The following is a 26469-nucleotide window of genomic DNA, read 5'->3' as shown; positions in this document are numbered from 1 at the left end:
GGAGAATATTCCATGAGTGATAGGATTCGTATCCTACTAGGTCGTGTATGTAACAAAAAAATGAATAAATCTGTTGTTGTTTCTATAGAGAGATTAATTAAGCATTCAACATATGAAAAATTTATTAAACGTACCACTAAACTGCATGTACATGATCCTAATAACGAGACTAATGTTGGAGATCTTGTTGAAGTACAAGAATGCCGTCCTATTTCTAAAAAAAAATCTTGGATATTAACTTCTATTATCAAAAAATCTAATTTTTAAAAAGATAATAATCATATGAATTAGTGATAAACTATTTAATTAGCACTAGTAAATCAAAATATATGAACGTGTATATCTTTTAAAAATTTAAATTCAATCATTACTATGGAGTAATTGTGTGATTCAAGAACGCACTATTTTAAATGTTGCCGATAATTCTGGCGCACGATATGCAATGTGCATTAAAGTGCTAGGTGGCTCTGGTCGTCGTTATGCTAATATAGGGGACGTTATTAAAGTTGCTATTAAAGAAGCAGTACCACGCGCTAAAGTGAAAAAGGGCGATGTATTAAAAGCTGTTGTAGTACGTACGAAAAAAGGTGTACGTCGTCTAGATGGATCTATTATTAGATTTGATAATAATGCTTGTGTATTATTAAATGACACCAACATCCAACCTATAGGTACTCGTATTTTTGGTCCAGTAACTCGCGAATTACGCAACGAAAAATTTATGAAGATTATTTCTTTAGCCCCCGAGGTACTTTGATGGAGAGTATTATATATGGCAGCAGCTAAAATTAAACGTAACGATGAAGTTATTGTATTAAGTGGAAAGGATAAAGGAAAAAAGGGGAAAGTAAAGTGTGTTTTTTATGATAAAGGCAGGGCTATAGTAACAGGAATAAATTTAGTAAAAAAACATCAAAAGCCTATCCCTAATAAAAATCAACCAGGAGGCATTATTGAAAAAGAAGCATCCCTTGATTTATCTAATATTGCGATATTTAACCCTACTTTAAATAAAGCAGATCGTGTAGGTTTTACAATACAAAATGGTAAAAAAATACGTATATTTAAGTCTAATAGGGATATAGTTAAATGATTGGAATAATATATGACTAAATTATATGATTATTATAAAAATAATATAATACAAAATTTAATGCATAAATTTAATTATCGATCTATTATGCAAGTGCCTAAAATTAAAAAAATTACTATTAATATGGGAGTAGGTAAATCTGTTACTAATAAAAAGCTTTTGGAAAAAGCAGTAGAAGATTTAATGGTAATTTCAGGACAAAAACCAGTAATCACTACAGCACGAAAATCTATCTCTAGTTTCAAAATTCGTCAAGGTCAACCAATTGGCTGTAAGGTAACTTTACGAGGTTCGCGTATGTGGGAATTTCTGGAAAGATTTATTTTTATTGCCATGCCTCGTATTCGTGATTTTCGCGGGTTATCTGTTAAATCTTTTGATGGGCATGGTAATTATAGTATTGGAATCCGCGAGCAAATTATCTTTCCAGAAATTGATTATGATACCGTGGATGATATGCGAGGAATGGATATTACTATTACTACTAGCTCCATTTCTGATAATGAAGCGTATGCTTTACTAACTGCATTTCGATTTCCATTTAGAAAATAATCGTATTACTTCAAATAAAAGGAGCGTTAATTATGACCAAGGAATCTATAAAGGCACGCGAAATAAAGCGTTTAAAATTAGTTAATAAATATTATACACAACGTATTTCTCTAAAAAAAATTATTATTGATCAACGCATTCCTAATGAGGAACGTTGGAATGCGGTTTTAAAATTACAGACTTTACCACGTGATTCTAGCCCATCTAGACGACGTAATCGTTGCCGCCATACTGGACGTCCTCACGCGTTTTTAAGAAAATTTGGATTGAGCCGTATGAAGGTACGCGAAGCTGCTATGCGCGGCGAAATACCTGGTTTAAGGAAAGCTAGTTGGTAATTGTAACAATATTTTACTGCTTGGAGCTATAATGAGTATGCAAGATTCAATCGCGGATATGTTAACTACTATACGTAACGGGCAAATTTCTAAAAAAGATAAAGTTTGCACTCCATCTTCTGCAATGAAAGTAGCAATTGTTCATGTATTAGTAGAAGAAGGATTTATACAGAAATATAATATTAAAGACAGCATCAAACCAACTTTAGAAGTATTTTTAAAATATTATCAAAAAAGAAAACCCGTCATAGATATCATAAAACGTATTAGTCGACCTGGATTACGTATCTATAAAAAGAGAAAGGAACTACCTCAGGTAATGTCTGGTATGGGTATTGTTATAATTTCTACTTCTAAAGGTGTAATCACAGATAATAGAGCTCGTCAGCTTAATGTTGGTGGGGAGATTATATGTTATGTGTCTTAATACCAAGATATTTCCGCACCATATATGTAAAACGATAATTTCTATTCCTAAAACAATAACTATAGATATAATAGTAGCAAACCATAGCATTTCTATTACAGGTACGCTTGGTGCATTAACTCGTATATTACACAAATCGGTTGATGTACAATTGCATGATACATCAAAACTGATGATCTATAGCAATAATTTTGATATCAAAAATAAAGCTTTGATAGGAACAACCTGTGCATTAATTAATGGAATGATTACTGGAGTTACAACAGGGTTCACTAAGACACTGCAACTAGTAGGAATAGGTTATCGTGTATCTATTCAAGATAATATCATCAACCTAATCATAGGTTTATCTCATTCCATTGACTATATATTACCTACTGAAATCACAGCAACGTGTCCAAGTCAAACCGAAATTATTTTAACAGGGATGAATAAGCAACTTATCGGTCAAGTTGCTGCAGACCTGAGAGCACTTCGTCCTCCTGAACCTTTTAAAGGAAAAGGTATTCGTTATATCGATGAAATAGTGCATAACAAAGATACTAAGAAAAAATAATTATTATCAATTATATAGAGAATCATGTAACATGAATAAAAAAGATGCTCGTATCAAAAGAGCTACGAGAACACGAAAAAAGTTGTATAAATTAGATGCTATAAGATTAGTGATACATCGAACTTGTCGGCATATTTATGCACAAATAATTGCAAAAGATAATTCTAACGTCTTAGTTGCAGCTTCTACTGCGGAAAAATTAATTTCTAATCAATTAACAACAACCAGTAATAAAAAAGCTGCAGCTATAGTAGGAAAAATTATTGCGGAACGGGCAATAAAAAAAGGTATTATAAATGTATCTTTCGATCGTTCTGGATTTAAATATCATGGTAGAGTGAAAATGTTGGCTGATTGCGCTAGGAAAACTGGGTTAATTTTTTAAAACAAGGTAAATAATATGAAATATACTGATAAACAGCCTGGTGAATTGCAAGAAAAATTAATTACAGTAAATCGAGTATCCAAAACGGTTAAAGGTGGTCGTGTATTTAGTTTTACAGCTCTAACTGTGGTAGGAGATGTAAATGGTCGGGTAGGATTTGGTTACGGTAAAGCTCGTGAAGTTCCGTCAGCAATTCAAAAGTCAATGGAAAAAGCTCGTCGTAACATGGTAATTATTTCCTTATACAAAGGCACTTTACAACACGCAGTTAAGGGAGTATACACAGGTTCTCGTATTTATATGCAACCTGCTGCTGAAGGAACTGGAATTATTGCTGGTACTACAATGCGTGCTATACTAGAAGTGGTTGGAATACATAATGTATTAGCAAAGGCTTATGGATCTACAAATCCTATTAATATAGTGCGTGCGACTATAAATGCGTTACAAAGCATGAAATCTCCTGAAATGATTGCAGAAAAACGAGGTAAATCTATTAGAGAAATTTTAGGTTATTATAATTATGTTAAACATTATTAATCTTATTCAGATTAGAGCTTTATCAGAAAATTTATACCCCAAACATAAGAACTTTGTATGGTGGGTTGAGCAGGGATTGCGCCATATCAAAAATACTGTTGAAATAATTGATGCACCTGCCATCCGTGGTATGATTAACTTAAATTAAGTATGCGATCAAAATGGAGTAGTAAATCATGTATCTTAATACTATTTCTCCGTCCAGAGGAGCTAAACATTTAAGTAAACGAGTAGGTAGAGGAATAGGATCTGGATTAGGTAAAACAGGGGGTCGTGGACATAAAGGACAAAAATCTCGTTCTGGAGGTAAGGTGCGTCTTGGATTTGAGGGAGGACAGACTCCTTTATATCGTAGATTACCAAAGTTTGGGTTTACATCTCGCAAGGCTACGGTGACCCAAGAAATTAGGTTATCTGATTTATCTTGTATTTCAGACAAAGTAATAGATTTAAATGTTTTAAAAACCTATAATATTATTAGACGAAAAATTAAGTTTGTTAAAATTATAATGTCTGGAGAAATTAAACGTCCTGTTACGATACGTAAATTACGCGTTAGTAAAGGGGCGCGTACTGCAATTCAATCTATAGGCGGTCAAATAGAGGAGTAATTGAACTAAAATGATGACAGTTACTAATAAACAACAGTCTAGATCTACTTTTCAAAGTATCAAAGGCGGGTTAGGCGACTTGAAACGTAGAATTATGTTTGTAATTGGCGCTTTAATCATTTTTCGCATGGGATCATTTATTCCAATTCCAGGAGTAGATTTGATTGTTTTGGCACAAATTATTGAACAACAACACGGTACTATTATCGAAATGTTTAATATGTTTTCTGGAGGCTCTTTAAGTCGTGCTTCTATCTTTAGTTTAGGGATTATGCCATATATTTCAGCTTCAATTATTGTTCAGCTATTAACTACGGTACACCCTACTTTAATAGAAATTAAAAAAGAAGGAGAAAGTGGTAGGAGAGTAATTAACCAGTATATTCGTTATGGAACTTTAATACTTGGAATACTACAATCAGTAGGCATTGTCACTAGTTTGCCTAATGTATCGGGATTAGTGATTAATCCAGGATTTTCCTTTTATTGTATAGCAATTATTAGTCTTGTTTGTGGTACTGTTTTTCTAATGTGGCTAGGTGATCAAATCACTAGCAGAGGTATAGGAAATGGTGTTTCAATTATTATTTTCTCAGGGATAATTGCTGGATTACCACTGGCTATAGGGCATACCATAGAACAAGTGAGACAAGATGAGTTACATTTTTTTATATTAATTTTAATTATTTGCTTGGTATTGAGTGTTACTTTTTTCGTTGTATTTATGGAACGGGGACAACGTCGTATTTTAGTACATTATGCTCAACGTCAACAAGGCCGTCGTGTTTATGCTGCTCAAAGTACACATTTACCACTTAAAGTAAATATGGCTGGTGTCATTCCTGCTATTTTTGCTTCTAGTGTCATCTTGTTCCCGGGTACTGTAATTTCTTGGTTCGGAAGTAGTACTAATTGGCAATGGTTAACTATTATTTCTTTATATCTACAACCAGGTCAACCATTATACATCTTACTTTATGCGGCAGCTATTATGTTTTTTTGTTTTTTTTACACATCTTTAGTTTTTAATCCCCGTGAAACAGCTGAAAATTTAAAAAAATCGGGAGCATTTGTTCCTGGAATTAGACCGGGAGAACAAACTGCAAAATATATTAATAAAATTATGATTCGTTTGACTTTCATTGGTGCAATGTATGTTACATTTATTTGTTTAGTACCAGAGTTTATGAGAATTGCTATGAAAGTTCCTTTCTATTTTGGAGGAACATCTTTACTTATTGTAGTTGTGGTAATTATGGATTTTATGGCCCAAATACAAACTTTAATGATGTCTAGTCAATATGAATCTGTGCTTAAAAAAGCAAACCTGAAACATTTTAATCATTGATCAATAAATCATATACATATGATTATAGGAAACATTATGAAAGTACGTACGTCAGTGAAAAAATTATGTCGTTATTGTGAAATTGTGAAGAGACATAACGTTATTCGTGTAGTTTGTCGCGTGGATCCAAAGCATAAACAACGACAAGGATAATGGTTATTCAGTATAGAATAATTAACTTTTAGGAGTATAAAATAGTGGTACGTATAGCAGGTGTCAATATTCCTGATAGAAAACATGCTGTTGTTGCTTTAATGTCTATTTATGGAATCGGAAAATCCCGTGCTCGTTCAATTTGTCTGAATACAGGTATAGATGAACATGTACAACTTTGTAAATTGTCTGAAATTCATATAGATAAATTACGTGATGCGGTTGATGAATATATCGTAGAAGGGGATTTACGCCGAGAAGTAACTCTAAATATCAAACGTTTAATTGATCTTGGTACTTACCGAGGATTACGTCATCGTCGTAATTTACCAGTACGGGGACAAAGAACTAGAACAAATGCTAGAACTCGTAAAGGTCCTCGTAAGTTAATGAACAAATAATTTAAATAAGTAATTAATAAATAAAAAAGCACAAATATAAAATGATTAAATCATCCAATCTTCGAGCGCGCAAGCGGATCAAAAAACAAATTTTAGATGGCGTAGCCCATATACATGCATCTTTTAATAATACTATTATCACTATTAGTGATAAGCAAGGTAATACTTTAGGATGGGCTACAGCTGGGGGCTCTGGATTTAGAGGATCTCGAAAATCTACACCTTTTGCTGCGCAAATAGCAGCAGAGCGTTGCGCTGAAATAGTTCAAGAATATGGGGTAAAAAATTTAGAAGTTATGGTTAAAGGGCCAGGACCAGGACGTGAATCTGCGGTACGAGCGTTAAATGCAGCAGGATTTCATATTACCAGCATTACTGATGTCACCCCAATTCCTCATAATGGTTGCCGTCCTTCTAAAAAACGCCGTGTCTAAAGAAGATTCATTAGTTTATTTTCAAGGAATAAAAAATATGGCTAAATATTTAGGACCTAAACTTAAGTTAAGTCGTCGTGAGGGTACAGATCTTTTTTTAAAATCTGGAATTCGTACTATTGATTCTAAATGTAAACTCGAGCAACCTCCAGGGCAACATAATATGCGTAAATCTCGTTTTTCAGATTATGGAATACAGCTAAGAGAAAAACAAAAAGTTAGACGTATATATGGCATCTTAGAGCGTCAGTTCTCTAATTATTATAAGAGAGCTGCACGTATTAAAGGCAACACTGGTGAAAATTTATTAAAATTATTAGAAAGCAGATTAGATAATACTGTGTATCGTATGGGATTTGGAGCAACACGTGCTGAAGCCCGTCAATTAGTAAGTCATAAATCCATTATGGTTGAAAACCGTATTGTTAATATAGCTTCATATCAAGTTGTTCCCAATACTGTTATTAAAATACATGAAAAATCACATAAGCAATCTAGGATTCGTGCTTCTTTAGAACTTTCTGAGCAGCAAAGAGAAAAATTAGCATGGATTGAAGTAGATCCCATTAAACTACAAGGTCTATTTAAACGTTATCCAGAGCGTAGCGAATTATCTGCAAATATCGATGAACATTTGATTATCGAATTATATTCAAAATAAGTAAAATTTGTGAAATAGTAAAAAGAGAGGAAACATGCAGAATTCTGTAATAGAATTTTTAAAGCCACGTTTAGTAGATATTGAACAAATTACTGAAACACGCTCTAAAGTTACTCTGGAGCCGTTGGAACGAGGATTTGGTCATACTTTAGGAAACGCCCTACGTCGTATCTTACTTTCTTCAATGCCTGGATATGCTATAACAGAGGTTGAAATTGATGGGGTATTACATGAATATAGTACAAAAGAAGGTATACAAGAAGATGTTTTAGAGATTTTACTTAACTTAAAGAAATTAGCTATTAGAATTGAAGGAAAAGATAGCGTTACTTTAACTTTAAAAAAATCCGGTATTGGACCTGTAATCGCAAAGGATATTTTATATGATAGCAATAGCGTAAAAATTGTTACCCCTAATCATATTATATGTCATATAACTGACAAGAATACATCTATTAGCATGCGTATTAAAGTGCAACGCGGACGAGGTTACGTTCCAGCTTCTTCCAGGTTTAATTCTGAATCAGATATCTTACCAATCGGTCGATTATTATTAGATGCATGCTATAGCCCGGTAGAAAGGATTTCTTATAATGTAGAAGCTGCTCGCGTTGAGCAACGTACAGATTTAGATAAACTCATTATTGATATGGAAACGAATGGAACTATAGAACCGGAAGAAGCGATTAGGCGTGCAGCAACAATTTTATCTGAACAACTTGAAGCATTTATTGATTTAAGGGATATACATCAACCAGAACATAAAGAAGAAAAACCAGAATTTGATCCAGTCTTATTACGCCTTGTTGATGACTTAGAACTGACTGTACGTTCTGCTAATTGTCTAAAAGCAGAATCTATTCACTATATTGGAGATTTAGTACAACGAACAGAAGTAGAATTATTAAAAACCCCTAATTTGGGAAAAAAATCATTGACAGAGATAAAAGATGTATTAGCATCTCGTGGATTGTCTTTAGGAACACGTTTAGAAAATTGGCCTCCTACGAATATTTTAGATAATTAATCATGGATAATTTAATATTTAAAAAAAGGTAATTTATTATGCGTCATCGAAAAAGCGGTTCTAAGCTAAACAGAACTAGTGCTCATCGTAAAGCTATGTTTAAAAACATGGTTGTTTCATTGGTAATGCATAAAATAATAAAAACTACTTTATCTAAAGCTAAGGCATTGCGTCGTATTATTGAACCGTTGATTACGCGTAGCAAAGTGGATACGATCGCAAATCGTCGTCTAGTTTTTTCTAAAACTAGAAATAATGATGTTGTTACAAAATTGTTCACACAAATTAGTCCGCATTTTTATAATCGACCTGGAGGGTATACTCGTATACTAAAATGTGGATTACGTAAGGGAGATAATGCTCCAATGGCATACATAGAACTAGTGGAACGATCTAAAATAAGACAAAAAATATAAAAAATAATATAGAGGTATATAATTAAGTCTAGTAATGAACGTAAACATATCTTGATCATTTTATTCTAATACAGAGTTAGGTTTGAACCATTCTTTGTATGCATTGAGAATATCGCGCGCAGATGTTATTTTTTTCCCTGAAATTTGTAACATAGTAAGTATTAATACTCCAGAACCAGTACCAACATGAATACCATTTGGATTAGTTGCTAATATGGTACCAGGTAATATAGATGCCGACGACGAGTAGTTATTGATGTTTTGATTGCTTACTTCGGCATCCCATACTCTAATGCGATCATTTTTTATTTGAAAATAACTAATTGGCCATGGATTAAAAGCTCGGATGCATCGTTCCAATTGGATTGCTGATAAATTCCAATTGATGCGTGCTTCTTGTTTATTTAATTTATGCGCATATGTAGCATAAGTTGAGTCTTGAGGCATCAAAGTAGATGTACCTAATATAAACTGATCCAGTACTTGGAATAACATGGCAGATCCAATATTCATTAATCTATTAGAAAGAGTATGACTAGTGTCTTTTGGAAAAATTTTGCAAGGCATAATATGCAAAATATCTCCAGTATCTATTCCCAAATCCATTTGCATAATGGTTATTCCTGTAATGGAATCGCCATATTCTAATGCACGTTGAATTGGTGCTGGTCCACGCCAACGAGGTAATAATGAACCATGTACATTAATACAGCCTAGTCGTGGTATATTTAATATTTCTTGCGGTAAAATTAATCCATAAGACACAACTACTATCAAATCCACATCAATTTTTTTAATAATATAAATAATATCAGCAATAGATAAAGTACGAGACTGGAATAACGATATATTATATTTTTTTGCTATTTTATATAAAGATAAAAAGGATTTACATGTAGATACTTGTGTCTCTTGAGTAAACACTGCTATTATCTGATGCATAGACAGATGAGCCAGTGTATATAAATGCCATGCCGCAAAACTTGTAGTTCCAAAAAAAGCAATACGCAAAGGTCTTAAGTGTACCATAATATATATCAAAGAGGAAACTGATTCTTTTTATTAAATGTTTTAGATAATTTTTTTATTTTTTTATGAATTTTTTTAATTTTTAATGGAGACAAATGATCGATAAAAAGTTTTCCAAACAAATGATCTACTTCGTGTTGAATGCAAATTGCTAATAAATTATTAGCTTCCATCTCAAATTCATTACCATATTGATCTAATGATTGAATGGTTATTTTTTCTGAACGCGGAACAATTTCGTGTATTTGAGGAATAGATAAACAACTTTCAGGAATACCAATAACACCTGTTTTTTTTGTAATAGCAGGATTAATAAAAACTAAACGTTGTTTATTTTTTTTATAAAGATCAATAACAATAATTTGCTGGTGAATATTAACTTGTGTTGCAGCTAACCCAATGCCTTTTTTAAAATACATAGTATCAAACATATCATTTATAATTTGATTAGTATCATCAGATACCGCAACAACAGGATCAGCGATTGTTCTAAGGCGTTTATCCGGATAATACAGTATTTCTAATATCGACATAAAATAAAAAATTATTACATTAAATTTTTAATTCCATATATTATCTAGTGACTTACGAATATAATCAAGATATGATACAAGTATTTTATACTCATAATGATAATATATGGAATTAAAATTTATTAACGGTCAATGACATTTGGAATCGTTCTTGATACCTAGAATTTATTATTTAATTAAATAATTAAATAAATATTCGACGTGTACTAAATACATATAGAAACAGAGTACGCTGTACCGCAAAATATTTAATAGAATATACTTATATATTTTATTAATAAAAAAATCATTGATATATAAGAATCTTAAATTATTATAGATATTACATATAAATTAAAAGTTACCCAATTAATACTTGAAAATTTATTATTTTTTTAATATCGACTTAAATAAAAGAATATTATATGCTATTTATAACAAATAATTAATTGGAATCATAATCTACAATAAGGATATTTTCTTCATCAAATATGAAAGATTTACTTATACAGCTAAGTCAAGGGCAAGTAATTATTTATCCAACAGAATCAGTGTTTGGTTTAGGATGTGATCCTGATAATAAAAACGCAATATCTACTTTACTAAAAATAAAAAATAGATCTTGGAAAAAAGGTTTAATTTTAATTGCTGCTAATTATACACAATTACTTAGGTATATTGATGATAGTTGCTTAAATGAAACCCAAAGATCACGAGTTTTTTCTACTTGGCCTGGACCGATGACGTGGGTATTTCCGGCGCAATTTAATAGATCATATTGGTTAACAGGTCAATTTTCTTCTTTAGCAGTACGAGTCAGTCATTTTGAACCAATTCAACGTCTTTGCTTAGCTTTTGGAAAACCCTTGGTATCCACTAGTGCGAATTTATCTGGACAGCCTCCGGCACGTACTATTGAAGAAGTACACGATCAACTCGGGTATAACATATCTATCATGCATGAAGATATACTTGGAAGACCCAATCCTTCAACAATTAGAGATGTTATGACTGGTAAACTAATTCGTGAATAATTTTTATTATTCAAGGAGATAAATAAATGGATTCTTTTTCTGTTTTTGGTAATCCGATTAAACATAGCAAATCAGCAGAAATTTACGCATTATTTGCACATGAAATTGGAATATCAAAAAAATATAATCTTAAATTGGCAGTACAAGATAATTTCAATTATTTATTACATAATTTTTTTAATTTAGGTGGATTAGGAGCAAATATTACTTCTCCATTTAAAGAAAATGCATATTTTTTGTGTAATCAATTAACTGAACGAGCTGAAAAAGCTCGTTCAGTTAATACGATAAAAAAATTAAAAAACGGTACTTTGCTAGGAGATAATACTGATGGTATAGGATTTATTAGCGATTTAAAACGGATTAATTGGTTAGATAATAATAATCAAATCACTTCTCATGAAGAAGAACCTATAACGAATATTCTGTTAATTGGCGCTGGGGGCGCTGCAAAAGGAATTCTGCCTATATTATTAACGACTATAACAACATGTCACATAAATATAGTAAATAGAACGTTTTCTAGGGCACAGGAATTGACATCTTATTATCAGGAAATAGGATATAAAAATATATCATGCCTACCTTTATACAAATTACGTTATGACACCAATAAATATAGTTTAATTATTAATGCTACAACCAGCAATATACACAATACTATTCCAAAAATACCATATTTTCTTATTACTCCTGACACTAAATGTTATGATTTATTTTACACAAAACAAGATACGTTGTTCATAACATGGTGTAAAAAAAATGGGTCAAATTATTGTTCAGATGGATTAGGTATGTTAGTAGGACAAGCGGCTCATTCATTTTTTTTATGGCATAATACATTTCCTACTATTGATCCTGTGATAAATCATTTAAGATCTGTATTTTATATGTAAAATCGTATTAATTTGATAATGAAATAAATATAGGGTACGATTCTTTCATAAAAGATTTACTATTCTTAAAAAGTATATTGTGCAGATAAAATCTATAATTTTTAGAATTTATTTTTATTTTAAAAAAAATCATATATAATATGAAATATTGAGTTGATTTACTGATATTGTCTTTATTATTAAAAAATCATACTTGGCGGCATTAGCGCGATAGTACCACCTGATCCCATTTCGAACTCAGAAGTGAAATGTCGTAGTACCAATGGTAGTGTGAGGTATCCTCATGCGAGAGTAGGGGGCTGCCAAGTAAGTGTTAAAATTTAATGGAAATCTAATCATCGAAGCTATAAAACAGTTAAAAACAATACAGATGAATTAATTTTTTTATGTTTATCTGATAAATAAATTATGATAATGATTAATGAGTTTTTATCTGTTTATAGAAAATAAAAAACATATTAAACATTAATATAAATATTACAAATTTTATTTTTCAAATATTTTATTATGTGTTACATATATATTTATAGGATTAAAAGGCAATTGTAAACCATAATTAGGACTAATGTGTGGTAAAATAAAAAAGATAAAAATTTAAAAAAAGTTTTAATTGGAAATGTAATTAATTTTTAAAATAAAAATTATAATAAGAAGCAATGACTGAAATTCAGTAACTATATTACAATAAAGACTAAAAAGAATCTTTTTTCTTACGTAATTCAGAAAAAACTTTCCATTCTTCTTTAAGGTTACAAGGTAAATTTAATGATTTTTTTATATCTGAATTACCGCAACGAAAAAAAGGATTAACCTTTAGTTCTAAATTTAACGTTGTTGGCACGGTAGGTTGTTTGTTTTTATACAATTTAACAATCTTATTGCGATAGTTAATAATGGATTGATCTTGAGGTAAAATAGAAATAGCGAAGTTAACATTAGATAAAGTATATTCGTGTCCGCTGAAAATTAAGGTATTACGAGGAAGGTGTTTAATTTTTAAAAAAGATTCATACATATGTTGAGCGAATCCTATGCAGATTTTACCACAACCCACAGAGAATACAGTATCTCCGCAAAATAACCAGGGTGCGCTATAAAACCCAATATGCCCCAATGTATGCCCAGGTAAATTGAGAACTTTAAATTTTTTCTGTAATAATACAAAATCGTCTCCTTCTGATACCAAGAAGTGAGAACCATTATTTTTAGTTTCCGTGGGACCATAAACAATTGTTTTTGGAAAATGTTGAATTAATGGGGCTACCCCATTAACATGATCAACATGATTATGAGTCAATAAAATTGCTCGTAATCTGAATTGGAATTTTTTTAAAATACCTAGTACCTTTATTGCTTCTCCAGGATCAATAATTATGCATTCATTTTTATAATTATATAAAAGCCAAATATAATTAGTGCTTAATACCGGGACTCTAATGATATTCATCGTTAATCGCGAGTGATACAAATTTAAAATAAATATTTTAAAATATTTTCAGAAATATTCAATGGGTAAAAATATTATTTTTAGTACTTAGATTAATTGTTTTAAATATAAAAAATATAAGTGCAATAGAAATTTCGTAAATTACGAGTAAATAGTGTTGTGCCGTCGTTAAATCAGAAGATATATAAGTTTAATTCATAAGAATTTCGATACATAAGAACTTTATATGTTAAAATTATATATTCTATAAAAATAATATATATGCACATATATATAATAATTATTACAATTATATGATTAATTATATAATAATACTGATTTCGATAATATTATTATATTATCATTAATAAAAATCTTCATTTAGAGGGCATTTAGCAGCTAATCGAGCTAATTGATCGCATCGTTCATTATCTGGATGTCCAGTATGGCTTTTTAACCAATTCCAATGTATAATGCTATGAATTTGTATCGCTACATCTAGACGTTGCCATAAATCAATATTTTTTACTAATTTTTCTTCAGAAGTTTTCCAGTGATGTTTTTTCCATATATGAATCCATTGAGTAATGCCATGTAATAAATATTGGCTGTCAGTATTTAAAATAATTTGACAGGGATTTTTAAGCGATTCTAATGCGATAATAGCTGCCATTAATTCCATACGATTATTGGTTGTTAAGCGGTACCCAACACTAAATTCTTTCTTATGTTGTTTATACCGTAATATCGCAGCACAACCACCTGGACCCGGATTACCAAGACATGACCCATCCGTAAAAATTTCTATTTTTTTATACATATTATAGGATATATTATCATTTCAATTCAAATAACTAGTGTGACACAAATGAAAAGCTATGAGCACTAATATTATACGACAAATTGTTTTAGATACCGAAACCACTGGCATGAACAAGTTTGGACCACATTATGAAGGACATAGGATTATTGAAATAGGCGCAGTAGAGATAATAAACCGTCATCTAACTGATAACACATTCCATGTTTATCTGCAACCAAATCGTATGATTGATATTGAGGCCATTCAGGTACATGGAATTAGCGATCAATTTTTAAAAAATAAACCAACTTTTTCAGAAATAATAAATGAATTTTTAACATTCATTCGCGGGAGTGAATTAATTATTCATAATGCTCCTTTTGATCTAGGATTTCTTAATCAAGAATTACGAATTTGCAAGTCAAACTCAAAAAAAATAGAATCTTACTGCACTATAATTGATAGCTTAAAATTAGCTCGAAAAAAATTTCCAGGGCAACGTAACAGTTTAGATGCATTATGCGAGCGTTATTTCATTAATAATGGTAATCGACGAAATTTACATAGCGCATTACTTGATGCGCGACTTCTAGCTAATGTATTTTTGTCTATGAGTGGAGGTCAAATAAAAATGAAATTTATGGAAATAACGAATACAAATATATCGAATAATAAAATCAATAATATAATAGGACCAAACAATACAAAATGTACAAATAAAACATCATTAAAAATCATTTATGCTAACGAACAAGAAAAATTAGCTCACGAAGAATATTTAAATAGCATACAGCGGTTAAATAAATATTGTATATGGCGACAATAATAATGATGTAACAAAATAATAATTTTCAGATTATTTTTTATAATAAAATAAAACAATAGATACGTTTGTAAGTAGCATAAATATACTCTATCTTACAGATAAGTTTTAAATTGAAATAAATATATTTTTTATGAATGTTTATTAAAAAATTCACGTTTCTAATTTGTTGGTTAGGCATAATACATAATATCATAATATTATTATTTTTAAAGGAGTCATCATGTATCATGATATAATTTATAACGAATTTAATGAAACTATAAAAATGATGCAGATATTTTCTGGTAAAAAACATAACATTCAAGCAATAGAATCATCTGCAAAACTTATTGCTAATACTTTTAAAAAAGGAGGAAAAATATTGTCCTGTGGAAATGGTGGTTCACACTGTAATGCTATGCACTTTTCAGAAGAACTGACCGGACGTTATAGGAGCAATCGCGCAGGTTATGCAGCAATAGCTATTTCTGATCCCTCATATTTATCGTGTGTTAGTAATGATTTTGGGTACAAATATGTTTTTTCCCGTTATATTGAATCTATTGGAAATGAGAAAGACGTACTATTTGCTATCTCTACTTCTGGAGAATCAACCAATATTCTATATGCTATAGAAGCAGCGTACAAACAAAGTATGAAAATAATTTTCTTGACCGGAGAAAAAAAAGAAAACAAATTATCTAATTATATAGATATAGAAATTTGTGCGCCATATGCAAGTTATCTTGATTATATTCAAGAAATTCATATTAAAATAATCCATTTACTTATCCTGCTTATAGAAAAAGAAATGGTGTTTATTTCATGAGAAATGATGAAAATTGATGTCAATGTACTACAACCCATGCATAAGGATATCTATATAAATAGAAACACAAAAATGTATTTACTTGTTTTTTTTGTACAAACTTGATACACTCAGATCTGGATGTGTTTCGAAGAATTAGATGTTTGTGCCTACGAAAAAAAGTAGGAGATGTTATATTGTGCGGCTAAAAGAGTTTTGGTAAGCAAATGCCGATATAGCTCAGATAGGCAGAGCAGCGCATTCGTAATGCGAAGGATATAGGTTCAAATCCTATTATCGGCATAATATAATATTAACATTTTACTGACTTAAATAAATTTTTACTTATAATCATACATCTGCATCTATCAAGCAACAGCAACCTATTATCTTATTCGCTATACAATGCAAGAGATATTTACAACTGAGAGAAATTTTCAGAAAGATAATCAACTACCCCTTTCTGTGATGCTTCTAGTCCCTTTTTATTTTTGTTCCATTGAGCGGGACATAGCAAGCCATGAACCTCATGAAACTTCAAGGCATCTACCATGCGAATCATTTCATCAAAATTTCTACCAAAAGGTAAATCATTAACTACTTGATGCCGTATCACTCCTGATTTGTCTATTAAGAAAGAAGCGCGTAAAGCCACGCCTTTATTTGAGTGTTCAATACCATATTTTTTAATAATTTCACGTTTTATATCAGAAACCATAGCATATTTCAATAATCCAATTCCGCCCTGACTTACAGGAATTTGTCTCCAAGCGTTGTGCACAAAAACTGAATCTATAGAAACTCCAATAACTTCCACATTTCGTTTCTGAAACTCAACATAACGTTTGTTGCAAGCAATCAATTCCGATGGACACACAAAAGTGAAATCCATAGGCCAAAAAAACACTATTGCTTCTTTTTTATTAATATAATTTAATAAATTAAAATTATCTACAATTTCACCGTTTCCTAATACTGCGGAAGAAGTAAAGTCTGGAGCACAATGACTAACTAATACCATTTTGATTCCTTATAATCTTTGTTGTAATTTATTTAAAATGTTGACGACATTAAATAAACGAATATTGATACTGACAATCAATACTCAGTCTGCTGTTTAAACTATCTTTATACAAACAATACTGTATAAAAAATTGTTAAAAATAAAAAAAATTCCTTATCTATTTACATATTTTTTGTAGAATCTCATTCTTTCTTATGAGTTACTAATCTGATTATTTAGTATTATTTCATGTAGATGCTATATTTACAATAATATGATTCGGAAAAAATTTATTGTTTATTATTAACAATAATTATAATCGATTATTACTGTATAATTTATCTTAAATCCTTATTTTCAGAATTAAACCATTAATTAAAATTTAATATTTCGTGATAATAAATATAGAGAACCACAATAATTACTCTATATTGTATATATAGTAGTATTTGTCAATTAAAAACTAGTATTTCATAAAAAAATTATAAAAACTTGGAGATTTTTTATTTATTTTTCTTAAAAACCAAATCCTTGTATCTAAATTTAAAAATTTAGGGTCAATCATGACCACTTAATTGAAAATAACTTGATCAATTCAATCAGATTATTTGAGATCTTCTTAAAAAAATTAAATTCAGGAAATCTATGATACTTGATATTATCACTAATAATAATGATTTGCAACATACAAATTCAATGATGTCATTGAGATTTTCATGACCAATATCTACATATTCTAGCTATTACATAAACACTCATGTGTAATCTCTGACTCAATAAAATTAATATTTAATTTAATAATTGGTAAATAATAAGAACATATAGGATGATATAAAAATGTAATCGATAACGATTAAATAATCGTGTGAATAATATTAGATAATATTAATTGTAAAATTTTTCACCATATTTTCACTCGTAAATAAAAAATCGATCCAAATAATATATCAAGTAATTAATATTACAATAATAAATTATTTTTAACAGTAGACATAATATTTCTTTGAAAATACTTTGTTAACAAAATTGTATACTATATATAGTAACGATTTTAGTAATTTTAGGTATGAAATCAATTAATTTTAATTAATACAACTTATCTAAATAAAAATCTATATTAAAATTCAAAAAATAGCTATTAAATAATTGATGATAATAATCACCATAAACTATTGACCATCATATTAATATGTGTCAAATATAGCTATAACTATTGAATATTTTTATATATGCAACAAATCTTGTGTTCTATCAATTTTATTTGATAGATCTTAAACGATATTATTATTTAATTTATATTTTTTTTAAAATCAATATTAATTAAGTCAGAAAAAATATAAAAAAATTGTTATCATATTTATTAAGGATTATAAATTATGGCATATCATATAACTTTGTAAGTTATAAATATATTACGTTTATTGTGCATAATATATATTAAATACAGTTTATAATCAGTACTGACTATATTTATATATTGATTAATAAACATTTCTTTAATTAGGATAACATCTATGCCATTTCAATTATTACAAACAGATGGCTGCGCACGTCTTGGTAGACTTATTTGTAACCGCGGAATAGTAGATACGCCTGCCTTTATGCCAGTAGGGACCTATGGATCCATAAAAACATTAACTTCAAAGGAAATTGAAACCAGTGGAACACAAATTATTTTAAGCAATACTTTTCATTTATGGTTGCGTCCTGGTTTAGACATTATAAAACTACACGGTAGCTTACATAAATTCATGAGTTGGAATGGCCCTATAATTACAGATTCTGGAGGATTCCAAGTATTTAGTCTAAGTAAAATGCGTACAATTACAAAAGAAGGAGTATGCTTTAAAAGCCCTATCGACGGTCATCTTGTGTTTTTAACTCCAGAAAAATCTATAGAAATTCAGAATGATTTGCAATCCGATATAGTTATGATATTTGATGAATGCATATCTTATCCCAACACTTGGGATTATGTAAAAAAATCAGTAAACATATCTTTAAATTGGGCTGAACGCAGCCGTTTACATTTCGATACATTACGTAACTCAAATATGTTGTTTGCTATTATTCAAGGGGGTATGTATAAAAATTTAAGAGATGTGTCAGCAAAAGAATTAATAAATATTGGTTTTGATGGATATGCAATAGGAGGTTTATCAGTAGGTGAGCCAAAAAAGGAAATGTATCGTATTTTATCTCATATATGCAAATTAATTCCTACAAATAAACCACGCTATTTAATGGGTGCTGGTAAGCCAGAGGATTTGCTGGAGGCTGTGCAAAAAGGTATTGATATGTTTGATTGCGTTATACCAACACGTAACGCTCGTAATGGATGCCTATTTGTTTCTGATGGAACAATTAAAATTCGTAATACGCAATACAAAAAGGATACTTCTCCTTTAGATGGAAACTGCGATTGTTATACTTGTCAACATTACAGTCGTTCATATTTGCATCATTTAGATTGTTGTAAAGAAATTCTTGGTGTGCGTTTAAATACCATTCATAATTTAAGATATTACCAGCGTTTAATGGAGGAATTACGTCAAGCTATAAAAACAAAATCATTGAAAAACTTTATCGATATTTTTTATAAGCGTGTTAATCGTATTTAATACTGAATTTACATTCAGTATTTTTTTTAATTAGACCCAATGATTCAAACTATTTATAAAACAGGAAATATACATGAACATATTTACTCATTCTGCTTGGGCAAGTGTCAATGCTAATTCTCAGGGTAATCCGTATTCCTTAGTGATCATGTTAACAGTATTTGCTGGAATTTTTTATTTTATGATCTTTAGACCCCAACAAAAACGTAATAAAATTCATAAAGAATTATTAAGCTCCATCTCTAAAGGAGATGAAATCCTAACTAATGGGGGGTTAGTCGGGCGTGTAGTCAAAGTTACAGAAACAGGTTATATCTTTGTTATTCTCAATGACAAAAATAACACTGATGGTAATGAAATATTGATTAAGCGTGACTGTGTTACTGCTATTTTGCCTAAAGGCACTATGAAAGCATTATAATTTACAATTTCAATATAGATTGAGATAAGATTTTGTGTTAAATAATTATCCGTTATGGAAGTATCTTGCGGTTATCTTAGTATTTGTTACTAGCATAATCTACACATTACCGAGTTTATATAGGGATCATCCTACAATATATATTGTTCCGTGTGCTCTAGAACAAAACTATCAAGAAATAGATGATATTTTATTATGTCAAATAAAAAAAATACTAACATACGAAGAAATAATTAATAAATCTATTGTATTGCAAGCAAATAAAATTCGAATACAATTTTTTCATGAACAGGATCAACTGCAAGCTTACCAAAAACTATCAACTATTTTTTCGAAGAAGTATCAGATATTACTTTGTAGTACTCCAAACATACCACATTGGTTATCTGCAATAAAAGCTAAGCCTATAAAATTAGGATTAGATTTATGTGGTGGAATGTATTTTGTAATACATGCAAATACGAAAACTGTACTAGATAAATTTCAAGAACAATATATGTCTTCTTTAAGAGCTATCTTATTTGAAAAAAACATTCCCTATTTAAAAATATACAAAATTAGAAATCATGATATTGAAATTAATTTTCAAAATTCTAATTATAGAAATCAAGCAATTTTACCTTTATCTGAAGTAGATAATGACCTAATATTGCATGCAATGGGAACCAACAAATTACATGTGATTTTTTCTGAAAGAAAAAAAAATGCAATTCGTGAGAACATAATACATAAAAATTGTACTATTTTACATCATCGTATCCATCAGTTAGGTATTACTGAGCCATTAGTACAACGTCATGGAAGTGATCATATTATTATAGAATTACCCGGTTTTCAAGATATTGAAAAGATCAGAGAGATGCTTGGCACTACAGCAAGCCTGGAGTTTCGACTGGTTAATTCAGCAATAAGTGAATTTGAAATAAATAATAATTTAATTCCAGAAGATTCTGAGATAAAATTAAGCAATAATGGTTATTTAATACCGTTATATAAAAAAATAGTGTTATCTGGAGACAATATTATTAATTCTAATGTTAGTTTAGATGAATATAATCGACCTCAAGTAAATATTTCTTTAGATAAAACAGGTAGTATTTTAATTTCTAATTTTACCAAAAATAATATTGGCAAAGCAATAGCTACTTTATTCGTAGAATACAAAGATAACGGAAAAAAAGATTCTAAAGATCACGCTATTTTAATTAAACATGAAAAAGTTATTAACATTGCTACTATTCAATCTCAATTAAGTGATAATTTCCGTATCTCCGGAATCAACAATTTAAATGAAGCACGTCATCTTTCGTTATTATTACGTATGGGGAATTTAGCAGCACCTATTCATATTGAAGAAGAACGCATGATTGGTCCTACACTTGGTAAACAAAACATTGTACGGGGATTTACCGCATGTGCTTTAGGATTATTAATTTCTATATGCTTTATGATTTTATGGTATCGTTACTTTGGATTAATCGCTAGTGTTGCTTTAATTGCTAATTTAATACTTATGATAAGTACGATGTCTATAATCCCAGGAATAGTGTTAACTATGCCAAGTATAGTAGGAATAATATTGACTTTATCCGTAGCTGTAGATGCAAATGTATTAATTAACGAACGAATCAAAGAAGAAATAAAACAAGGTAAACCAGTACAATACGCTATATACACAGGATATCGTAAAGCGTTTACTAGTATTGTAGATGCAAATATTACAACTATTATTACTTCTATTATACTATATTTAATTGGTACAGGACCAATCAAAGGATTCGCTATTACTACTGTTATTGGAGTAGGCACATCAATGTTTACATCTATTGTCGGTACTCGTGCTATTGTTAATTTAATCTATGGGAAACGACGTATTAATAAGCTATCCATTTAACTTTTTAAGTTTTTAAATCATATATACCAATTTTATACATTTTAATTGAATTTCTTTAAAATGAGTGAAAGTTATTATAAAATTTACGATTTTCTTGCATGGAAACGTTTAATATTTTTTTTATCGATATTTTTATTCTTTATTTCATGCTGTACTATGATAACGCGCGGTTTTAACTGGGGACTAGATTTTACTGGAGGTATGTCAGTTGAAATTACTTCAGAAAAAGATGTAAATCTCATTAATATTCAAAATATTTTAATTGAATCAGGATTCAAAAACCCTATCGTGCAACATTTTGGTTCCCCGAAAGATATCATGATACGATTACCATTGGATCCTAATGAAAATAAGATTAATCAACATACTATAAGTATAGTACTATATACTTTACGACAAGGTATTGTTCACAATTTTTCAGTTAAACAAGTAAATTGGATTGGCCCCAGTGTTCATAGTCAACTGATAAATACAGGAATAATAGCTTTATTAGTCGCATTAATATGTATCTTAGTATATATAACTTTTCGTTTTGAATGGAGACTGGCAACTGGGGTAGTCATATCTTTAACATATGATATGATAGTTATTTTAGGTATATTATCTTTATTTGCTATTAAAATAGATTCCACCATTATTGCTGCCCTAATGTCAGCAATTGGTTACTCTATTAATGATAAAATTGTTATTTTTGATAGAATTAGAGAAAATTTTTATTATACACCTGTATCAAAATCTATAGACATATTTAATATCTCATTGAGTCAAGTATTAAGTAGAACTATTATAACTTCAGTTACAACTATTATGGTACTACTGATACTACTAGTTTGGGGGGGAGATATATTACATGGATTTGCAGTTACTTTATTACTTGGAACTATTATTGGCACAGTATCATCTATATATATAGCTTCAGCGTTAGCATTCAAATTTGGTACTGCACGTGATCATTTTATAAAAATTAATAAAGAATAAAATTTTTCACTATTTGATTTTATATATTTGCTTAACAAACATCAAAAATATAATAGTATTTTTACTACTATAGCAACACTGATTGATATTACTGTTGATATAAGTGTTTTGGAATACAGTCTATATATGATGTATGATTTTATTTATATTTTAACAAAATTAAATTTGTAACAACACTACAGTATGCGTTATATATTAACGCATACGTATTTAATCATCAATAAACATTACTACAATTAATATATAAACAAATGAAATCTAATACATTATTATGTAATAAAATATTAGCTGTGATACTTGTATCGCATGTCTGATTATGACTTCAACATTTACTGAATAATTTACTAATATCATGACATGATCGAGAGATCCAAAACAATAGCACTCTCGTAATATCGGATTTAAATTATTTTTTTATTAATAAAAATTGATCATATAAAAATATATTTAGTTTCACGATCTCATGATACTATGACAGATAATATTATACTACATGACAAAAGATTTTTAACAAGAGCGCTCCAATTGGCATGGAAAGGACGCTTTACTACAATGCCTAATCCTAATGTAGGGTGTGTTATCGTTCGCAACAATAAAATTATAGGAGAGGGATATCACATACGAGCAGGAGAAGCACATGCTGAAATACATGCGTTACGTATTGCTGGAAATTTAGCACAAGGAGCAACTGCTTATATCACTCTGGAACCATGTAGTCATTACGGACGTACTCCTCCTTGTACTACTGCATTAATTAATGCAGGAATTAAACGCGTTGTTGTAGCTATGTTAGATCCTCATTTTTACGCAAGAGGACGTGGTTTGAATTTGTTACAGCAAGCAGGTATTGAAGTACAACATAGTCTGATGTTACCTGAAGCTGAATCAATAAATCGAGGATTTCTCAAACGTATACGTACCGGATTTCCATGGGTTAAATTAAAATTAGCTGCATCTCTAGATGGCAGGACCGCTATGTCTTCTGGAGAAAGTAAATGGATTACATCTATTCAGGCGCGCCAAGATGTACAACGTTTCCGCGCAGAAAGTGATGTCATTCTTTCTACTGCTGGCACTGTTTTAGCAGATGATCCAAAATTAAATGTACGTTGGGCATGCTTTTCAGATGAAATGAAACGTATTTATGCCAACAATCAAATTAGGCAACCACTGAGAGTCATTATTGATAGCACAAATAGAGTACTTCCAACACATCGTATTATACGATATAAGGGAAAAATTCTACTCGTGCGTTTAAAAAAAGATCATCGAAATTGGCCCTCATCAGTAGAACAACTATTATTATCATCAATTAATTGTCATGGCCATCATCGAATAAACCTAAAAGAATTAATGCAACACCTTGGATATCGTGAAATTAATAATATTTGGGTAGAAGCAGGAGCTACTTTTTCAGGGGTATTATTAGATATTGGATTGGTAGACGAACTTATTTTGTATCAAGCTACAAAATTTTTAGGATCTGACGCGCGACCTTTATGTTTATTACCAAACATCAAATGTCTCAATGACATTAAAACTTTTAAATTACTTGACATAAAAAATGTAGGACCAGATCTTCGTTTAAGATTAATCCCAAAGGGGATGTAATATATTTTTTTTAGTTATACCAATTATGCTATACTGTAACGTGTTTATTTGTAAATAAGAACAAGTAATGATTTTAGTAGTCTGATAATAAGGATTATTATGAATATTATTGAAAGCGATACTATGGCAAATAAATCTAAGATTGCTATCGCGGTTGTTCGGTTTAATCGTTTCGTTAATAATAATTTACTCGAAGGAGCTTTAGATGTTTTAAAAAGAATTGGGCACGTGAAAGATGAAAATATAACCATAATTTGGGTTCCAGGTTCTTATGAATTACCGTTAATCGCAAAAGCATTGGCTATTAGTCACAAATATGATGGAATAATAGCTTTGGGCACAGTAATTCGTGGATTTACTGTACATTTTGAATTTGTTGCAAAAGAATGTAGCTCTGGATTATCCAGAATTTCCATGGAAAACACATTGCCTATTGGATTTGGATTACTTACTACGGATAATATTAGTCAAGCTATAGAACGTTCAGGCATTAAATCTAATAACAAAGGATCAGAAGCTGCTTTGGCTGTTTTAGAAATGATTAATATACTAAAAATAATTAAAAATAGCTCTTAATATACATATAAAAATATATAAAAGGAATTATGTGAAAGCAATTAGCAGAAGGCGTGCTCGTGAATGTACATTGCAGGCGTTGTATTCCTGGCAAGTATCTAAAAATGATGTTAAAGAAATAGAGCATTATGTTGTAAAAGAGCAAGATATTCAAGATTGTAATATCTCTTATTTTCATGAATTATATATTGGAGTAATAAGTTGTGCTGAAGAATTGGATAAATTAATGATACCGCATTTATCCCGCAATTTAGAGAAATTAGGTTATATTGAACACTCAGTGCTACGTATTGCATTGTTTGAGCTTACCAAATGTAATGATATACCATATAAAGTTGCCATTAATGAAGCAATTGAGCTTGTAAAAAATTTTGGAGCTGAAAAAAGTCATAAATTTGTTAATGGAGTATTAGATAAAATAGTCAATCAGCTTTGTGTTAGTAAAAACGATCATATTATTAAATAATAATGATATGATCGTTTTTATAATGAAAAATAAATTTGAAAGAACAATAATTGCTTTTATTAATCCTAAACTGAATAGATGTGTGCTACTGATATGTTTTTTAAATATGATTAGTGATTTGAAATTGTCTAAAATATGGTGTTTATTTGCCACTGGTTTTGGTTTAGGTACAATTTCTTGGCTACCAGTAGGAACTGCGGCGTCATTATTAGCAATACCAATATGGTGGGTTTTGAATTATTTATTTCCGTTTCAGTTTTATTTTTTGTTCTTGATTATTGGAACAGGAGTGGGTATATATTTTTGCGATCATACTACTAAAATAATTGGTGTTCATGACCCTAAATCAATCGTTTGGGATGAATTTGTTGGTATGTGGATGACATTAATTATAGTACCAATACACAGTTGGTTGTGGACGATTATCGCATTTTTATTATTTAGAATATTTGATATAGTAAAACCTTGGCCAATTTCATGGTGTGATCGTGAAATAAAAGGAGGATTTGGAATAATTATTGATGATATATTAGCGAGCATTATATCAGTTTGTATCATTTTATTACTAATGAATTTATATCATTAAAATTTTTTACAAAATGTATATATATCGATAATATTGAAGGTTAGCTTTATATGCGTTAA

General features: G+C 30.0%; 35 protein-coding genes, 1 tRNA gene and 1 rRNA gene. 32 read left to right on the top strand and 5 right to left on the bottom strand.

The features are described from left to right. Positions 1 to 12 precede the first annotated feature (12 nt). From rpsQ to rplQ, 18 genes are all read left to right on the top strand, one after another. Positions 13 to 267, top strand: coding sequence for a 30S ribosomal protein S17 (gene rpsQ, locus M9396_RS01430; protein WP_250242123.1), 255 nt, complete (start codon positions 13 to 15; stop codon positions 265 to 267). A 118-nt stretch (positions 268 to 385) separates the two neighbouring features. After that, the gene (gene rplN, locus M9396_RS01425) at positions 386 to 757 is read left to right on the top strand and encodes a 50S ribosomal protein L14 (RefSeq protein WP_250242126.1); all 372 of its coding nucleotides are present in this window, start codon (positions 386 to 388) and stop codon (positions 755 to 757) included. A gap of 15 nt (positions 758 to 772) precedes the next feature. After that, positions 773 to 1093, top strand: a complete 321-nt coding sequence (gene rplX, locus M9396_RS01420; protein WP_250242129.1) for a 50S ribosomal protein L24 — start codon at positions 773 to 775, stop codon at positions 1091 to 1093. Between the two features lie 12 nt (positions 1094 to 1105). Continuing rightward, positions 1106 to 1645: a 50S ribosomal protein L5 gene (gene rplE / locus M9396_RS01415; RefSeq protein WP_250256830.1), complete on the top strand. Its 540-nt coding sequence runs from the start codon at positions 1106 to 1108 to the stop codon at positions 1643 to 1645. A gap of 32 nt (positions 1646 to 1677) precedes the next feature. Next, positions 1678 to 1983, top strand: coding sequence for a 30S ribosomal protein S14 (gene rpsN / locus M9396_RS01410; protein WP_011282752.1), 306 nt, complete (start codon positions 1678 to 1680; stop codon positions 1981 to 1983). 31 nt (positions 1984 to 2014) lie between these two features. Then, positions 2015 to 2410, top strand: coding sequence for a 30S ribosomal protein S8 (gene rpsH, locus M9396_RS01405; protein ID WP_250242135.1), 396 nt, complete (start codon positions 2015 to 2017; stop codon positions 2408 to 2410). Continuing rightward, the gene (rplF, locus tag M9396_RS01400; RefSeq protein WP_250256829.1) at positions 2400 to 2966 is read left to right on the top strand and encodes a 50S ribosomal protein L6; all 567 of its coding nucleotides are present in this window, start codon (positions 2400 to 2402) and stop codon (positions 2964 to 2966) included. The genes rpsH and rplF overlap by 11 nt, the downstream gene beginning before the upstream one ends. A 31-nt stretch (positions 2967 to 2997) precedes the next feature. Next, positions 2998 to 3351 carry a 50S ribosomal protein L18 gene (gene rplR, locus M9396_RS01395; RefSeq protein WP_250242139.1) on the top strand — a complete coding sequence of 118 codons (354 nt, stop codon included), beginning with the start codon at positions 2998 to 3000 and terminating at the stop codon, positions 3349 to 3351. A gap of 15 nt (positions 3352 to 3366) precedes the next feature. After that, a complete protein-coding gene (gene rpsE / locus M9396_RS01390; protein WP_250242141.1) occupies positions 3367 to 3891 on the top strand; it encodes a 30S ribosomal protein S5 in 525 nt (174 codons plus the stop codon). Then, positions 3875 to 4039: an uL30 family ribosomal protein gene (locus M9396_RS01385; protein WP_250256828.1), complete on the top strand. Its 165-nt coding sequence runs from the start codon at positions 3875 to 3877 to the stop codon at positions 4037 to 4039. The genes rpsE and M9396_RS01385 overlap by 17 nt, the downstream gene beginning before the upstream one ends. A 28-nt stretch (positions 4040 to 4067) precedes the next feature. Beyond that, on the top strand, positions 4068 to 4502 hold the full coding sequence (gene rplO / locus M9396_RS01380) for a 50S ribosomal protein L15 (protein ID WP_250242143.1): 435 nt from the start codon (positions 4068 to 4070) through the stop codon (positions 4500 to 4502). Between the two features lie 13 nt (positions 4503 to 4515). After that, entirely contained in the window at positions 4516 to 5850 is a 1335-nt protein-coding gene (secY, locus tag M9396_RS01375; protein WP_250242413.1) for a preprotein translocase subunit SecY, read from the top strand. 36 nt (positions 5851 to 5886) lie between these two features. Beyond that, on the top strand, positions 5887 to 6003 hold the full coding sequence (rpmJ, locus tag M9396_RS01370) for a 50S ribosomal protein L36 (protein ID WP_250242145.1): 117 nt from the start codon (positions 5887 to 5889) through the stop codon (positions 6001 to 6003). Positions 6004 to 6047: 44 nt separating this feature from the next. Further along, the gene (rpsM, locus tag M9396_RS01365; RefSeq protein ID WP_250242147.1) at positions 6048 to 6404 is read left to right on the top strand and encodes a 30S ribosomal protein S13; all 357 of its coding nucleotides are present in this window, start codon (positions 6048 to 6050) and stop codon (positions 6402 to 6404) included. A 41-nt stretch (positions 6405 to 6445) separates the two neighbouring features. Continuing rightward, positions 6446 to 6838 (top strand): 30S ribosomal protein S11, encoded by a 393-nt coding sequence (gene rpsK, locus M9396_RS01360; protein ID WP_420022215.1) that lies wholly within the window; start codon positions 6446 to 6448, stop codon positions 6836 to 6838. Between the two features lie 37 nt (positions 6839 to 6875). Then, the gene (gene rpsD, locus M9396_RS01355; RefSeq protein WP_250242417.1) at positions 6876 to 7499 is read left to right on the top strand and encodes a 30S ribosomal protein S4; all 624 of its coding nucleotides are present in this window, start codon (positions 6876 to 6878) and stop codon (positions 7497 to 7499) included. Positions 7500 to 7533: 34 nt separating this feature from the next. Beyond that, positions 7534 to 8526, top strand: a complete 993-nt coding sequence (locus M9396_RS01350; RefSeq protein ID WP_250242149.1) for a DNA-directed RNA polymerase subunit alpha — start codon at positions 7534 to 7536, stop codon at positions 8524 to 8526. Positions 8527 to 8564: 38 nt separating this feature from the next. Next, a complete protein-coding gene (gene rplQ, locus M9396_RS01345) occupies positions 8565 to 8942 on the top strand; it encodes a 50S ribosomal protein L17 (RefSeq protein ID WP_250256826.1) in 378 nt (125 codons plus the stop codon). 60 nt (positions 8943 to 9002) lie between these two features. Here rplQ and fmt read toward each other — a convergent pair whose 3' ends face one another. Beyond that, entirely contained in the window at positions 9003 to 9971 is a 969-nt protein-coding gene (gene fmt / locus M9396_RS01340; RefSeq protein WP_250256824.1) for a methionyl-tRNA formyltransferase, read from the bottom strand. Positions 9972 to 9979: 8 nt separating this feature from the next. After that, positions 9980 to 10504, bottom strand: a complete 525-nt coding sequence (gene def, locus M9396_RS01335; RefSeq protein WP_250256823.1) for a peptide deformylase — start codon at positions 10502 to 10504, stop codon at positions 9980 to 9982. Positions 10505 to 10974: 470 nt separating this feature from the next. On the opposite strand from def, the gene tsaC reads away from it, so the two are divergent. From tsaC to rrf, 3 genes are all read left to right on the top strand, one after another. Further along, positions 10975 to 11517 carry an L-threonylcarbamoyladenylate synthase type 1 TsaC gene (gene tsaC / locus M9396_RS01330; protein WP_250242160.1) on the top strand — a complete coding sequence of 181 codons (543 nt, stop codon included), beginning with the start codon at positions 10975 to 10977 and terminating at the stop codon, positions 11515 to 11517. A gap of 26 nt (positions 11518 to 11543) precedes the next feature. Further along, positions 11544 to 12413: a shikimate dehydrogenase gene (aroE, locus tag M9396_RS01325; RefSeq protein WP_250256821.1), complete on the top strand. Its 870-nt coding sequence runs from the start codon at positions 11544 to 11546 to the stop codon at positions 12411 to 12413. A 192-nt stretch (positions 12414 to 12605) separates the two neighbouring features. Next, positions 12606 to 12721, top strand: a 5S ribosomal RNA gene (gene rrf, locus M9396_RS01320). Between the two features lie 383 nt (positions 12722 to 13104). Here the strand turns inward: rrf and gloB are convergent. After that, positions 13105 to 13860, bottom strand: a complete 756-nt coding sequence (gene gloB, locus M9396_RS01315; protein ID WP_250256819.1) for a hydroxyacylglutathione hydrolase — start codon at positions 13858 to 13860, stop codon at positions 13105 to 13107. Positions 13861 to 14203: 343 nt separating this feature from the next. After that, positions 14204 to 14659, bottom strand: a complete 456-nt coding sequence (gene rnhA / locus M9396_RS01310; RefSeq protein WP_250242166.1) for a ribonuclease HI — start codon at positions 14657 to 14659, stop codon at positions 14204 to 14206. A 58-nt stretch (positions 14660 to 14717) separates the two neighbouring features. On the opposite strand from rnhA, the gene dnaQ reads away from it, so the two are divergent. The 3 genes from dnaQ (at position 14718) to M9396_RS01295 (ending at position 16557) form a co-directional block, all read left to right on the top strand. After that, a complete protein-coding gene (gene dnaQ / locus M9396_RS01305) occupies positions 14718 to 15467 on the top strand; it encodes a DNA polymerase III subunit epsilon (protein ID WP_250256818.1) in 750 nt (249 codons plus the stop codon). Positions 15468 to 15687: 220 nt separating this feature from the next. Then, positions 15688 to 16275, top strand: coding sequence for a D-sedoheptulose 7-phosphate isomerase (gene lpcA, locus M9396_RS01300; protein WP_250256817.1), 588 nt, complete (start codon positions 15688 to 15690; stop codon positions 16273 to 16275). A 208-nt stretch (positions 16276 to 16483) separates the two neighbouring features. Then, positions 16484 to 16557, top strand: a tRNA-Thr gene (locus tag M9396_RS01295). A 115-nt stretch (positions 16558 to 16672) separates the two neighbouring features. Here M9396_RS01295 and M9396_RS01290 read toward each other — a convergent pair. Then, positions 16673 to 17275, bottom strand: a complete 603-nt coding sequence (locus M9396_RS01290) for a peroxiredoxin C (protein ID WP_250242172.1) — start codon at positions 17273 to 17275, stop codon at positions 16673 to 16675. Between the two features lie 1496 nt (positions 17276 to 18771). Between M9396_RS01290 and tgt the strand changes: the two genes are divergently transcribed. The 8 genes from tgt (at position 18772) to M9396_RS01250 (ending at position 26410) form a co-directional block, all read left to right on the top strand. Beyond that, a complete protein-coding gene (gene tgt / locus M9396_RS01285) occupies positions 18772 to 19878 on the top strand; it encodes a tRNA guanosine(34) transglycosylase Tgt (RefSeq protein ID WP_250256816.1) in 1107 nt (368 codons plus the stop codon). A 73-nt stretch (positions 19879 to 19951) separates the two neighbouring features. Next, a complete protein-coding gene (yajC, locus tag M9396_RS01280; protein ID WP_250242177.1) occupies positions 19952 to 20299 on the top strand; it encodes a preprotein translocase subunit YajC in 348 nt (115 codons plus the stop codon). 34 nt (positions 20300 to 20333) lie between these two features. Then, on the top strand, positions 20334 to 22193 hold the full coding sequence (secD, locus tag M9396_RS01275) for a protein translocase subunit SecD (protein ID WP_250256815.1): 1860 nt from the start codon (positions 20334 to 20336) through the stop codon (positions 22191 to 22193). A gap of 60 nt (positions 22194 to 22253) precedes the next feature. Beyond that, on the top strand, positions 22254 to 23171 hold the full coding sequence (gene secF, locus M9396_RS01270) for a protein translocase subunit SecF (RefSeq protein WP_250256814.1): 918 nt from the start codon (positions 22254 to 22256) through the stop codon (positions 23169 to 23171). A gap of 471 nt (positions 23172 to 23642) precedes the next feature. Continuing rightward, positions 23643 to 24782: a bifunctional diaminohydroxyphosphoribosylaminopyrimidine deaminase/5-amino-6-(5-phosphoribosylamino)uracil reductase RibD gene (gene ribD, locus M9396_RS01265; RefSeq protein WP_250256813.1), complete on the top strand. Its 1140-nt coding sequence runs from the start codon at positions 23643 to 23645 to the stop codon at positions 24780 to 24782. 99 nt (positions 24783 to 24881) lie between these two features. Further along, entirely contained in the window at positions 24882 to 25358 is a 477-nt protein-coding gene (gene ribH, locus M9396_RS01260) for a 6,7-dimethyl-8-ribityllumazine synthase (protein ID WP_250242188.1), read from the top strand. A gap of 31 nt (positions 25359 to 25389) precedes the next feature. Then, positions 25390 to 25824 carry a transcription antitermination factor NusB gene (gene nusB / locus M9396_RS01255; RefSeq protein WP_250256811.1) on the top strand — a complete coding sequence of 145 codons (435 nt, stop codon included), beginning with the start codon at positions 25390 to 25392 and terminating at the stop codon, positions 25822 to 25824. A gap of 106 nt (positions 25825 to 25930) precedes the next feature. Further along, positions 25931 to 26410: a phosphatidylglycerophosphatase A family protein gene (locus tag M9396_RS01250; RefSeq protein WP_250256876.1), complete on the top strand. Its 480-nt coding sequence runs from the start codon at positions 25931 to 25933 to the stop codon at positions 26408 to 26410. Positions 26411 to 26469: the final 59 nt, after the last annotated feature.

The sequence above is a fragment of the Blochmannia endosymbiont of Camponotus modoc genome (genome assembly GCF_023585785.1).
Taxonomy (GTDB): domain Bacteria; phylum Pseudomonadota; class Gammaproteobacteria; order Enterobacterales; family Enterobacteriaceae; genus Blochmanniella.
Note: the sequence above shows the minus strand (reverse complement) of the source record. Positions and strands in the feature narration are given on the sequence as shown.